Source organism: Pseudomonas sp. MSSRFD41 (genome assembly GCF_014230245.1).
GTDB lineage: Bacteria > Pseudomonadota > Gammaproteobacteria > Pseudomonadales > Pseudomonadaceae > Aquipseudomonas > Aquipseudomonas piscis.
This window is the reverse complement of record NZ_JACKZK010000009.1, coordinates 1-12,810: the sequence shown is the minus strand read 5'-3', so window position 1 is coordinate 12,810 and position 12,810 is coordinate 1. Positions and strand designations below refer to the sequence as shown.

The window sequence follows — 12,810 nt, the reverse complement described above, 5'->3', positions numbered from 1 at the left end:
AAAAGTGCCCAGCGTCGACCTGTGCCTGCTGCAAGGCAGCCAGCGTTCTACCGCCTTGCCTGCCCGCCTGCCGTTGTGGCAAGCGGGCAGGCGTTGTGCCGCTATGGCTTGGCGCCCAAGCGCTGCACCTCGGGGAACAGCTGGCCCAGGGTGCGGCGGGCCTGGGCCGCCTCGAGGTAGGCGTAGAGCAGGTCGGTCAGGTCTTCGAAGCCCAGGCGTCGGCCGTCGAGCATGGGATTGCACAGCCACAGGCGGACCCGCATGCCCGCCGCCACGCTCCGCGCGTTGGGCGCGGCCAGGGCCTTGAAGCCGGCCGGGGCCAGTTCTGGCGCGCGCTGGCCGGCGCTCACCGAGAACACCACGGCCAGGCTCAGGTAGCGCTGCTCCAGTTCGAAGGCATCGAAACAGGTCCAGGACGTGGGTTCGGCGGCGTTGGCGAACTGCAGGCTGTCGGCGCTCAGCGCCAGCACCCGCTGGCCGTGGCGCCGGCGCAGGGCCTCGGCCCCCATCAGGCCGGCGAGCCCGGCGCCGAGCAGCAGCGCGCCAGGCACCCAGAACAACAGCTGGGCCGAGTGCAACTGCCAGGCCGTGGGCAGGCTGGCCAACCAGCCGCCGAGGGCCAGCAACAGCACCGAAAGCAGGGCCAGCAGGGCCGCCTGGCCCAGGCAGCGCTCATGAATCTCGCACTGGCCCTGGGGGCCGTCGGCGGCCGCTTGCAGTTGTTCCAGCAGCGCTTCCTTGCCGGCGTTATCCACGGCCTTGCAGCTCATCCAGTTGCTGCTGGGCGTTGGCGGCCTGGCAGTAGGCGTCCAGTAGGGCCGAGATGTCATCGACGCTGAGTTTTTGCCCGGCGCGCATCAGGCCGGCGGAGTGGATGCGGATCTGTGGTTGCGGGTCGCGCAGGGCCACGGCCTGGTTGCCGAACAGCTGGCGCACCGGGCGATGGCTGGGCAGCGGGGCGTCGGCGCGCAGGGTCAGTTGTTGCAGGGTTTGCAGCAGCTCGTCCTTGACCTGGATGTCCACCACGTCGGTGAGGTTGACCGGCGCGCTCAACGGCTCGACGAACAACTGGCGCCGGGTCAGGCGCATGAAGACCTGCTGGCCGGCGTTGCGGTGCTGCCAGCTGACCACGGCGAACAGCAGGGTCAGGAACAGGCCGCAGAGCAGCAGGCCGGTCTTGCCCTGGTGCAGGCCCAGGGCCAGGGCGCCGAGGGACGCGAGGGTCAGCAACGGGCCGAACACCTGGTAGCGGCGGGTGTTGGTGAACTCGCTCTGCTCGGGCACGCGCTCGATCACCTGTTGTAGCTCGGCGATCACTCGCTGGCGCTGGGCGGCCTGGGGATGCTCGGCCATGGGCGGGAGGGTGGAGTCGGGGTGTTGGGCATCGGTCATGGGGGAGCCTTGGATCAGGGGAGGGAACAAGCACGGGCGGCGCGCAGGAGCGCTCGCCCGCTCGAGGGTCATTGCGCCTTGAGGTAGTCGTTGAGGAAGGCCTGGGCATTGCCGTAGCTGGACAGGTTGTCGTTATAACCCACCTTCAGCGGCTTGGCCTGGCCCGGCAGGTGCAGCTCGCCATAGCCATCCTGGAGCACCAGCACCACGAACTTCTGGCCGTCGACCTGGGTGGAATAACGGGTGTCGCGGGCGGTCTGTTCCACGTTCATCTTCTGGATGCGCATGTTCCAGTCGTGGTCGGCGTCTTCCACCTGCACCAGCGCCTGGTTGGCGCTGCGCTCGCCGATGCGCAGGGTCCAGACCTTCACCCCATGCGGGCCGTTGTAGGCCACCATCTTGTCCGCCACCTGCGGACGTTCCTCGGCCTGGGCCATCCCGGCCACCAGGGCCAACGCCATGGCCCATGCGGCCGTCCATCGGCTATACAAGTGCATCCTTCACGCTCCTGAGAAATTGAAAAGGGGCAGCTATTGAAGTCGGCGCTGGCCGCGCTGCCAAGCACTGTGACCGCTGCGCACACTAAAAATGCCGTCGCTCACAAGTGGCGATGGGCAAAGTGTGAGTGGGTTACCATTGCCCCCCCGCACACCAGGCAGTCATGGACACGCTTTACCGATGGAATGCTGGAACCCCTATCTCGACACCCAATTTCGCTTCGACCGGCCCGGCGCCCTGGCCCGTGCCGGGGTCTTCGATCCCACTGCCCGCCGAGTGATGGGCAGCGCCATCGGCCACTACCGCGCCCGCACCGTGCGCGCCCATGTGCAGTACTTCGACTGCAACCTGCAATTTCCCGAGCCGCTGCGCATCCACAAGGTGCTGCCGGACAGCCTGTGCATCGTCCAGGTGCTCGACGGCCAGTGGCGGCACCGGGTCGATGGCCAGCTCAACCACTACACCCCCGGCGCGCCCCACGCCCTGGGCCTGAGCGAGACCATGGAAGCGGTGGACCAACTGCCCGCCGGCAGCCACGCCTGCCTCTCCGGGCTGCGCATCGCCGGGCATTACCTGCGCGAACTGGCCGAGGAAGACTCCAGCCTGCAACCCTTGCTCGGCCTGCTGGACGACGGCATGTGCTTCAGCGAATTCCAGCGCTGCCAGGCCCTGGGCAACCTGCTGCGACGGCTATACCAGTCGCCGTACCAGGGCGCCCTGGAGCGCCTGCACCAGGAGAGCCTGAGCCTGGCGGTGCTGGTGGAGCTGGCGGCGCACCTGCAAGGCCAGCGCCCCGGACCACCGCCAACGGTGCGCGGCCGCCTGGACCTGGCCCACGAAGCCCGGCGCCTGCTCGACGCCCAGCTGATCGAGCCGCCCGGCAGCCAGGCCCTGGCCCAGCAACTGGGCGTGGGGGAAACCACCCTGCGCCGGGCCTTCGTCCAGGTCTTCGGCCAGTCGATGCTGCAGTACCTGCGCCAGCAGCGCATGGAACTGGCCCGCACCCTGTTGCGCCAGGGCAAATGGCAAGTGGCACAGATCGCCTATCGCCTGGGCTACGCCAACCCCGCCAATTTCAACCACGCCTATAAAGCCCACTTCGGCCACCCGCCAGGGGCGGAACGCGGCAAGCCCTAGTCTCTTGAGGATGATGAACCATGAGCAAATTGACTGCGCTGATCGCTCAGGCCAAGGCTGGCCTCTCTGTGCAGCAGAACATCCCCCAGGCCGCCTGGGAGGCCATCGCCCGGCAGTGTGGCGAGGCGGAAATCGTCGAGATCGAGGCGCGCATCGCCACGCTGACCGCCCAGCGCGAAGCGGTGGAGGAGTGGGATGGCGACACCCTGGATGACCTGTATTTCGCCATCGCCCACTTCACCCGCTTGTTGGCACTGGCCGTGGCCCATGGGCGCGGAGAGTGAGGGGGCGGTTGACCGCACGACATTTGCTCGACGGCTTGAGTCGTGGATCGGGCCCTATGTTCGCGTGGGGCTTTGCGCGATGGACATAACCCGCGACGCTTTGAGCATTGCCCTGGTAGGCACAGCCGCCTAGCCTGCTGCGGTCGCTGCAAAATCAGCGACCGGGCCTGAGAACCCGATCAGATGCAGGCACATTGTCGATCAGGAGTTTCAATCATGTTTGCCGGTCATCTGCCCGATTTATTCTGCCATTCGTTTCTCTTCCCAGCGCTCAAGCGCAACCTCCGCCAGCCCATGGCCGGAGGTGCCCATTGAACTCAAGCAAGCCGATCCAGACCCAAGGTTTTGTCACCTTCGGCAACTGCCCTGAAACCGACCACAGCCTGTTTTGCGTCAATGCCGGAGTGCCTCTGCAACAGGCACTGGAGCAGGCCTCGACATTGCTGTACTACGCCAAGAAACTCGCGCTGGATGCCGCCATGGAAGACCAGGGCGAGCGTTATGCCTGGGCTTCGTATTTTTTGGCGGAGATGGGGAAGGCGGTGATTGATGATGTGTGTTTGGGGTTGGGGAATGGAGAAAGTGAGGGCGTGATTCTGAGTTAGTGCCGCATGGTAGGGAGTTGATGGAAACGCCGCTTGTTGGTGGTTGATAAGCGGCGTTTTTTGATTTGAGGAGGTAGGTTTCCGCCACTAATGGCCGGAGCTTACCGATAAGTGTTTAATCTAATGACTGAGCCTTCATCCTTTATAGATGAAATGATATTTCTTCTATTTAAAGACTCTGCAAAGCGTCTATTTTGTTCGGTGTTTTCCAGTTTGGGTCGTTTTTTACGCTGTGATAAATCCGAATAAGGATAGTCCAAGCCTGACAATGCGCTAAGAATTTCTTCGGCGGACAATATGTCAACAAAGTTATAAAGGATATCTTTGCGTTTAGATTTTTCTTTGACATGGGTGAGGCAATAGGAGATTAATGAGAGATCGAACGCTCTCTCATTGAGATCTTCTCGCCCAAGTACTTGCCCGGCGTACTGGACGAGCGATGCATCTGCATTGAGTTCATCCACGGTCAAATTAATTAACAAATAACACTTCTGGTCTAGCGGGAGAGGGGATGCCAGAAGCAACCCTTTAATTTCGGGGCTTAGAGGATACTGGCTTATTCCACCCTTATAGGTCTCGAAATTCTTTATGATTAGCGTCTTTCTGAGTGCTGTTGAAGCCTCGCTCATCGCAAAAGATTTTTCATTAAGGCGGACAATGAGCAAGTCAGCCAAAACTAATAGCCGCTCTTCAGGAAGGTCGTTTGGAAAACTCATATAATTAAAGGGGATGCTTTTACAAAGGTGCCGATAACTTTTGTCGCTCAGCACTGTATTGGAAACTATGAACCAGCTCAAATTTTTGGTTTGTTCGGAAGTGTCACTTAATTGTGGGATTTTCTTTTCAGAAAGTGCTTGAAAGACATTTTCACGATTAAGAACCTCATTGAGTCGGTATTCGTTGAATCCTTCAACAGCGTGGAAGCGTAGGATGTTGACCCACGTTATGGCAATGTGCTCGTCATACAAAAGGTCGTCCCACAGATAGGTCGGTAAGTCATCGAAGGTCGAGAAAATGTGATCTTGCTGTAAGATAAACTGAATCGCTAGACTTTCATCAACTTTTGGATGATTGACCAAGCTAAGTATCGCCTGAGGAGATTCTTGTACATTTCCTTCTATTACGCATGCGACATCACGCAAATAATTATTGATTTCTCTGTCAACGTAAGCCTTTAAATAGGCGCTCCCGAAAGTTCTGATCGCAGTATAGTTTGATTTTTCAGGATCGAAGCGAGTAGTGCTTTCTTTGTGCTCAGTAGTTGGTGCGAAAGCATGAGTCAGCAAAAATCTGACATTATCTACAGACAGTCGATAAAGATCTTTTTGATGAACATATTCAAAAAGCTCGATGAGGCCCGAAATATCTTTGAGTTGCTCAATTTTTACGCCCAGAGATCCAAGTGCCTGGAACCCTTGTTCGAAAACCAAGTTTTCAGAAAATATTACTGCAGCTTGCGCGGAGATGTAGTTGGTTAACGCCAAATCAGCATTCATTTGGCTAGAGATATAAGACGGATCGAGGTGGGCAATTATTCGCGCGATGTGCTGTGTTGCAAGGGGCGTGTCGATAGACCCTACTCCGTAACCTGGCCAATGTGTAGCTACGGCCTGAGTCAATAACGACGAGTGCTTGCCGATGAGCCAGTACGCCTCGAAGAATTGGTTGGTTTCCGGCAGGTGCTTCGACAAGTAGTTGATGATTAACTGCATTCTTGGTGAATCCGGAGCTCCGTCAAGTTGGTAATCAATGAGATTGACGTTTAAAGTGGTTCCTGAACCAAAGTCTTCTTCACGAAGCTCTTCTATAACTTCTGATGGGTTATCGATCATCAGTGTTGGATCAGATGTTCTGAAGTCGCGGATTGCCAGGATGAAATCCCAATCGTTACGGGACATCCGACCTTCGTGAAAAATGGATATATAGAGGTGATACGTCTCGTCAAGATAGCCGTTTCGAATCAGGTAATTAAGTAGGCGGCTATCTATAATCTGGTGTGACTCTGTTATGTTACCTATCTGAAACTCTACTAAGTTCAGAAGCTGATATAGTGGCTGTCGAGCCAGAGAAGATCTCTGCTCTTTCAGATTTTCGATTTTTAAGTTGATTTCGATCCTGTTTTTAACGGCCTTGTTGATGATGTTTTTGTGTCGCTCGACAAAGGTGGTGCCAGGTGTAATGGTTTCTTCAAGCGCTCTAAACGACAATGACAGATGAAATTTTTGCTCGTTATTATAATAGCTGTTCCTAGCCTTACCGTGGATGGCTAGATTTGTCTCTTTGAAAAGTTGCTCAAAGTTATTCCATTCAAGTATTTGGTGGGCCGTAAAGATGGTATCACCAGCATACACGCTAATAATGTCAAATTCAGTGAAAGTGCTACACAAGTGCCCCCAAAATATCTTGATTAGCTCTATGATGTCTTTGCAGTTTTCTTCTTCAGAGTCTGCAATAAGATTCCTCAAAGATTCAATTTCACTATCTATTTTCTTTACTGACTGGGTCAAGATACATGTTCGCTGCTGGACGATTTCGAACAGCGCACCGTTTCCATAATGTAGGTTTTCAAAGTCTTTGGGATAAGCATTTTTGTAAATGATCGCTGCCAGAAGCTTGCTGAAATTCAGCTTGTTTGATCCAATTTTTTTCTCATAGATAAAAAATTCGTTGCTTATATTTTTAATTAGACGCACATCATCTAGATACAGCGCAACTTCTCCGATAAATCTGTCGCTTACACCCTCAGCATTTCCTGCTGCATGAATGCATTTTTTAAGAATCTCACGGGAGTTAGAATTATTGATTACCGGGATAATGGGGACGATAAAGTCGAAGAATTTAGCTCTATCTTTATTGAAAAAAATATCATCCTTGATTGCGTAAAAAAACTTCAGCGGTTGACTTTTTCTGGAAGGGAAGAACAAGGGTGACTGTTGTGGTCGATCATTTATTATTTTATTTATTTCCCGTAGCTTTATAAATATCTCGGGATTTCCGAATCGATCCAGATCTTCAAAAACCACCAGGTCGTAATGATTTTCTTCGAAGAAGTAGATGATTTCATCAAGGTGTTTATTAAGTATTGAACTCTCGGGTATTCCGTCCAGCTCCACTGAGCCACTTTGTAGAGACAACTTCTTTACCGATATTGAGTGTGAAGCTCTCAAAGCTTTTGAAATCAACCTTGCCAAGTATAATAAGGTATAGGCAACAGTAAAAATCCAAGGCCAAGCTAACGTGCTAGAACTGAACGCTTTTAGTAACTCATCATGATTCTTGTAAAGTAAACTGATAGCCACTGCCCAGCCTACAAATAGGATGGCGTTGAGTTCAATCCATCGAGGTCTGGAAATTCTTTTGAATCGTGAATACGGTAAGGTTCCGGCCCCGGCACCGTATAGCATTTGTTGGAGGATGCTGCGTTCGACCCTTACAGTTACATCCTTTTCCGGATCTTGATCTTGAGCGTTCAACGCGTTGGGATCACTGAATGTCGCTAGGGATACATTCAGAAAGCGGTATGAAGAGTTTTTTTCGAAGGTCTTGATGACACTGGTCTTGCCCGACCCATAAGGACCTGTGATGGCGACGTTTCGCACCGTTGGATTGCGCATGGCAAACTCAAGCGCTGCTTGATAGAGGCCATCTTGATCAGCAGCATCGATAGGGGCTAAATCAAAAAAATCGTTGCGAAGAGATCGTTCAGTTTGAAATCGACGTGCCAGCATTTTAAAAAACAAAGTGCTTTTGAGCAGTGCAAGTACCGATTTCAATAGCTTCATTTCTACCTTCCTTGACCTCTATTGAACTGTCTTTCAGATGCCATCTAGCCATCTAAGCAGTTTCTCAGAGCGGCAGTATGCCTTCTCAATGCTGGGTAGTAATGTGCTTTCGAGCAGCCAGTGTCTGATTGCCGAGCTAATTGGCTTTCTCAACCGAGATTTCATCATCACCTTTGAGCTCAATGGACCGTTTGGTGCTGTGGGCCGAGTGGCTGCTTCTGGCCGGCAACAGCCGTCGGTTACCCACCTCAAAACGTCGGCGGCGTGATCACCCACAGCACCACCGCATCCTCTTCCCCAGGGTTCCCATACTTATGCGGCTCCTGGCTGGAGAACCTGAAGCTGTCCCCCTCGCTCAGCTGGAAATACCGTTCCCCCACCCACAGCTCGAAGCTCCCCGACAGCACGTACCCGGCTTCTTCGCCCTCATGGCTGTAGCTTTCCTTGCTGTAGGTGCCCGGGGGAAAGCGTGAGTGCAAGAATTCCAGTTGCTGGGTCGGTTGCGGGGTCAGCAGTTGGTCGACGATGCCGTTTTCGTAGTTCACCTGCAGTCGCTGTTTCTTGCGCACCACGTAGCCCTGGTCTTCGGGGGCGGTCTGGGTTTCGCTGGCGAAGAACCACTGGATGGTCACGCCCAGGCTGCGGGCGATGTTGAACAGGGCGGGGATGGAGGGGTAGGCGAGGTTGCGTTCCAGCTGGCTGATGTAGCCGGCGGTGAGTTCGCTCTGCTGGGCCAGTTCGCTCAGGGTCAGGCCGCGGCGTTTGCGCAGGCCGCGGATGCGCGTGCCGAGAAACTGCGGGCCGCCGGGAGCGCCCAGGGCGTCGCTGTCGCTGGTGGGCAGGGCCTCGGGCGACGGGGCGGCGGGCGGCGTCTTGCTGCGGTTGTTCATGGCGGGCTCCAGGCCTGGAAGGCGGGCGCGTCCGAGCACCCGTCCTGCAAAAGCCCTGGAGTATAAAGCAGCCTCAAAGCGCCCAGGCGACTTTCAAGCCTTCATGGATGGCTTCTTCGACGGTGCGCGGGGCCAGGCAGTCGCCGATGCGCTGGAAGGCCACCAGGCCCTTGAGTTGCTCACCCAGGTCGTCCACCGGCTGGTGGCCCTGGCACAGCACCAGGCTGTCGACGTTTTCCAGCAGCATCGGCTCGCCGCTGGCGGTGTGCTGCAGGTACACGGTGTTGTCGTCGCAGCCGTAGAGGCGGGCGTAGGGGATGATCGGCAGCCCCAGCTTGTGCAGTTCGCCGGCCAGTTGGTCGCGCACGTACAGCGGCAGGCTTTCGCCGCAATGGGTGCCGTTGACCGCCAGTTGCACCTGGTGCCCGGCACGCAACAGGCGCTCGGCGATGCCCGGGCCGATCCAGTCGCAGCGCCAGTCGGCCACCACCACCGAGCGCCCGAGCTGGACCTCGTCGCGCAGCACTTGCCAGGCGTCCACCACTTGCAGCTCGCCGGCGCGCTCGAAAGGGGGCCAGTAGGGGCGGGCGCCGGTGGCGATGATCACGTGATCGGGCTGTTCGCGCTCCACCAGGGCACGATCGACCCGAGTGTTGCGCACCACCTCGACCCCGGCCAGTTGCATTTCCCGTTGTAGGTTGGTGCTGGCGCCGCCGAATTCGCTGCGCCGGGGCAGCAGTTGCGCCAGCAGCACCTGACCACCGAGCTGGGAGCCGGCTTCGTAGAGGGTTACCTGGTGGCCGCGCTGGGCGGCGACGGCAGCGGCCTTCATGCCCGCCGGGCCACCGCCCACCACCAGGATGCGCTTGCGCTGTCGGGCCGGCCGAGCCTGGGCGTACAGCAGTTCGCGGCCGGTTTCCGGGTGCTGGATGCAGGAAATCGGCAGGCCCTTGTGGAAGTGGCCGATGCAGGCCTGGTTGCAGGCGATGCAGGCGCGCACGTCGTCGACCCGGCCGCTGTCGCTCTTGTTGGGCATTTGCGGATCGCAGATCAGCGCCCGGGTCATACCGCACACGTCGGCCTGGCCTTTGGCGAGGATGGCCTCGGCTTCCTGGGGCTGGTTGATGCGCCCGGTGACGAACAGCGGGATCTGCAGCGCGGCCTTGAAGGTCCCGGCTTCGCGGGCCAGGTAAGCCGCTTCAACCGCCATGGGCGGGACGATGTGCACGGCGCCGCCGAGGGAGGCCGAGGTGCCGGCGACGATATGCAGGTAGTCCAGCTGGTCTTGCAGGTGTTGGGCGGCGGCCAGGGACTCGTCCTCGGTCAGGCCCTCGGGGTCGCGTTCGTCGGCGCTGATGCGCAGGCCGATGATGAAGTCGTCGGCGGTGCTGGCGCGCATGGCCGCCAGCACCTCGCGAATAAAGCGCAGGCGCTGCTCCAGCTCGCCGTTGTAGCCGTCGCTGCGGCGGTTGACCCGCGGGTTGAGAAACTGCGCCGGCAGGTAGCCGTGGCTGGCCACCAGCTCCACGCCGTCCAGGCCGGCCTGGTGCAGGCGCCGGGCAGCGTCGGCGTAACCCTGGATGATCGCGTCGATCATCTCCTGGTCCAGGGCCCGGGGCATGACCCGGAAGCGCTCGTTGGGTACGCCCGAGGGGGCATAGGCCACCGCCAGCAGGCCGTCGCTGGACTCCATGATCTCGCGCCCCGGATGAAACACCTGGGACAGCACCAGCGTGCCGTGGGCATGGCAGGTCTCGGCCAGGCGCCGGTAGCCGTCGATGCAGGCATCGTCGGTGGCCATCAGCACATGGCTGGTGTAGCGCGCACTGTCGTGGACCCCGGCCACCTGCAACACGATCAGCCCGACCCCGCCTTCGGCCCGGGCCCGGTGATAGGCGATCAACTGCTCGTTGACCAGGTTGTCGGTGGGCATCGAGGTGTCGTGGCCGCTGGACATGATGCGGTTCTTCAGGCGCTTGCCACGGATCTGCAACGGCGCGAACAGGTGCGGGAAGGCGGTGGTCATGGCGCGGGCTCCAGGCTGGCCAAGGGCAGGGCGCTGCCTTGGCGTTGTTATTGTTTTCCTATAAAAATTTACCGTTAGTAAAAAATCAACTTGTTTTTTTACTGATCCTTGCAGTAGCTTCGATTGGCGCCCCAGCCTGCGGGGCGTCCCTCACAACAATAAAAAAGGGCCGTGCCGGAGCTGTCCGGCAGGGCACCGTCACGAGGAATCACCGATGAAAGCGCTCACCCGCAAGCATGGTTGTTCGTTCCTGGCCCTGAGCCTCGCCCTGACCTTGGGCCTGGACAGTGCCCGGGCAGCCCCCGACATGGTCGTGGTGGGGTACGGCGGAGCCGGCCAGAAAGCCCAGGATGTGGCGTTGTTCCAACCCTTTGCCAAGGCCGATGGCAGCAAGCTGATCCAGAGCGAGTACAACGGCGAGATGGCGCGGATCAAGGTCATGGTCGACACCGGCAACGTCGATTGGGACGTGGTGCAGATCGAAGGTCCGGACCTGATGCGCGGCTGCGACGAAGGCATGTACGAACCCCTGGACTGGCAGGCCCTGGGCCACGCCGACGAACTGATCGCCGATGCCGCCCAGCCCTGTGGCTCGGCAGTGCTGGTGTGGAGCGTGGCCATCGCCTACGACCGCAACAAACTGGCCAGGGCCCCGGCCTCCTGGGCCGATTTCTGGGACGTCGAGCAGTTCCCCGGCAAGCGCGGCCTGCGCAAGCGCGCGGTGTACAACCTGGAGTTCGCGCTGCTGGCCGATGGGGTCAAGGTCGAGGACGTGTACCAGGTCCTGGCCACGCCGGAGGGGGTGGAGCGGGCCTTCGCCAAGCTCAGCCAGCTCAAGCCGTACATCCAGTGGTGGGAGGCCGGGGCGCAGCCGGCGCAGTGGCTCAGCGCCGGCGATGTGGTGATGACCTCGACCTACAGCGGTCGCATCGCCGCGGCCGCCCAGGACGGCGCACCCCTGGCCGTGGTCTGGCCCGGCAGCCTGTATGGCATGGATTACTGGGCGATCATCAAGGGCTCCAGGCACGTGGCCCAGGCCAAGCGCTTCATCGCCTACGCCAACCGCCCCGAGGCCCAGGTCGACTATGTGCACGCCATTCCCTACGGCCCCACCAACACCCTGGCCGCGGCCCGGCTCGATCCGGCGCTGGCCCAGTGGGTGCCCACCTCGGAACAGAACCTCAAGGGCGCCCTGGCAATGAACGTGGAGTTCTGGGTCGATCATGGCGAGGAGCTGGAAGAGCGCTTCAACGCCTGGGCCAGCAAGTAGCCCAACGGGCTGGACGTCGGCGGATGTGCGGCCCTATCGTTTGCCAGCCCAACAGCCTGGAGGACTCCAATCATGCATAAGAACGTGCCCAGCCCCCACGCCCTGACCACGCGCAGCGCCACCGAGCAGCGCCTGCGCGAAGAGCTGGCGGCCTGCTACCGCCTGATCGCGCACTTTCGCATGACCGATTTGATCTTCACCCATATCTCGGTGCGCCTGCCCGGGCCCGAGCATCACTTCCTGATCAACCCCTACGGGCTGATGTTCGAGGAAATCACTGCCTCCAACCTGGTGAAGATCGACCTCGATGGCCAGGCCGTGGAGCCTTCGCCGTACCCGGTGAACCCGGCGGGGTTCGTGATCCACGGCGCCATCCATAGCGCCCGCGACGATGCCCAGTGCGTGCTGCACACCCATACCAAGGCCGGTTGCGCGGTGGCGGCGCCCAAGTGCGGCCTGCTGCCGGTGAACCAGATTTCCATGGAGTTCTATGGCCGGGTGGCCTACCACGATTACGAAGGCGTGGCCCTGGACCTGGCCGAGCAGCAGCGGCTGGTGGCTGACCTGGGCGACAAGAGCGTGCTGATGCTGCGCAACCACGGCCTGCTCACCGTGGGCGAAACCGTCAGCCAGGCATTTTTGCGCATGTATTACCTGGAGAAGGCCTGCGAGATCCAACTGGCGGCCCAGGCGGCGGGGGAGATCGTGCTGCCACCGGACGCGGTCTGCGCCCATACCGAGCGCCAGTTCAACGACCCGGGCCGACCGTTGCAGGAGGGCGAGCTGAGCGACCCGGACGCCATGGCGCTGGCCTGGGCCGCGCTGCTGCGCCTGCTCGAGCGCATCGCCCCCGACTACCGCGACTGACCCTCCACCCCAGCGGCCGCACAAAGCCTGTAGCCGCTGTCGAGCGCAGCGAGGCTGCG

At 59.1% G+C, this 12,810-nt stretch carries 11 protein-coding genes; 5 read left to right on the top strand and 6 right to left on the bottom strand.

Annotation, left to right across the window (positions count from 1 at the left end; translation table 11 throughout):
• Nucleotides 1-101: 101 nt before the first annotated feature.
• The 3 genes from H7A76_RS15255 to H7A76_RS15245 form a co-directional block, all read right to left on the bottom strand.
• Nucleotides 102-770, bottom strand: coding sequence for a hypothetical protein (locus tag H7A76_RS15255; protein ID WP_185699254.1), 669 nt, complete (start codon nucleotides 768-770; stop codon nucleotides 102-104).
• Nucleotides 748-1,392, bottom strand: a complete 645-nt coding sequence (locus H7A76_RS15250; RefSeq protein WP_185699253.1) for a hypothetical protein — start codon at nucleotides 1,390-1,392, stop codon at nucleotides 748-750. Before H7A76_RS15250 ends, H7A76_RS15255 begins: the two co-directional genes overlap by 23 nt.
• Before the next feature lie 68 nt (nucleotides 1,393-1,460).
• Nucleotides 1,461-1,889, bottom strand: a complete 429-nt coding sequence (locus H7A76_RS15245) for a hypothetical protein (RefSeq protein ID WP_185699252.1) — start codon at nucleotides 1,887-1,889, stop codon at nucleotides 1,461-1,463.
• A gap of 181 nt (nucleotides 1,890-2,070) precedes the next feature.
• Between H7A76_RS15245 and H7A76_RS15240 the strand changes: the two genes are divergently transcribed.
• From H7A76_RS15240 to H7A76_RS15230, 3 genes are all read left to right on the top strand, one after another.
• On the top strand, nucleotides 2,071-3,027 hold the full coding sequence (locus H7A76_RS15240) for an AraC family transcriptional regulator (protein ID WP_185699251.1): 957 nt from the start codon (nucleotides 2,071-2,073) through the stop codon (nucleotides 3,025-3,027).
• A 20-nt stretch (nucleotides 3,028-3,047) separates the two neighbouring features.
• Nucleotides 3,048-3,311, top strand: coding sequence for a hypothetical protein (locus H7A76_RS15235; protein ID WP_185699250.1), 264 nt, complete (start codon nucleotides 3,048-3,050; stop codon nucleotides 3,309-3,311).
• A gap of 311 nt (nucleotides 3,312-3,622) precedes the next feature.
• Complete coding sequence (locus H7A76_RS15230) at nucleotides 3,623-3,916, top strand: DUF3077 domain-containing protein (RefSeq protein WP_185699249.1); 294 nt, start codon at nucleotides 3,623-3,625, stop codon at nucleotides 3,914-3,916.
• A gap of 101 nt (nucleotides 3,917-4,017) precedes the next feature.
• On the opposite strand, the gene H7A76_RS15225 is transcribed toward H7A76_RS15230, so the two are convergent.
• From H7A76_RS15225 to H7A76_RS15215, 3 genes are all read right to left on the bottom strand, one after another.
• A complete protein-coding gene (locus tag H7A76_RS15225) occupies nucleotides 4,018-7,698 on the bottom strand; it encodes a hypothetical protein (protein ID WP_185699248.1) in 3,681 nt (1,226 codons plus the stop codon).
• 248 nt (nucleotides 7,699-7,946) lie between these two features.
• Nucleotides 7,947-8,588: a cupin domain-containing protein gene (locus H7A76_RS15220; RefSeq protein ID WP_260497984.1), complete on the bottom strand. Its 642-nt coding sequence runs from the start codon at nucleotides 8,586-8,588 to the stop codon at nucleotides 7,947-7,949.
• A 73-nt stretch (nucleotides 8,589-8,661) separates the two neighbouring features.
• The gene (locus H7A76_RS15215) at nucleotides 8,662-10,614 is read right to left on the bottom strand and encodes an FAD-dependent oxidoreductase (RefSeq protein ID WP_185699247.1); all 1,953 of its coding nucleotides are present in this window, start codon (nucleotides 10,612-10,614) and stop codon (nucleotides 8,662-8,664) included.
• Between the two features lie 214 nt (nucleotides 10,615-10,828).
• Between H7A76_RS15215 and H7A76_RS15210 the strand changes: the two genes are divergently transcribed.
• Together H7A76_RS15210 and H7A76_RS15205 are read left to right on the top strand one after the other, a co-directional pair.
• Nucleotides 10,829-11,884: an ABC transporter substrate-binding protein gene (locus tag H7A76_RS15210; protein ID WP_185699246.1), complete on the top strand. Its 1,056-nt coding sequence runs from the start codon at nucleotides 10,829-10,831 to the stop codon at nucleotides 11,882-11,884.
• A 72-nt stretch (nucleotides 11,885-11,956) separates the two neighbouring features.
• Complete coding sequence (locus H7A76_RS15205; protein WP_185699245.1) at nucleotides 11,957-12,751, top strand: class II aldolase/adducin family protein; 795 nt, start codon at nucleotides 11,957-11,959, stop codon at nucleotides 12,749-12,751.
• Nucleotides 12,752-12,810 lie beyond the last annotated feature (59 nt).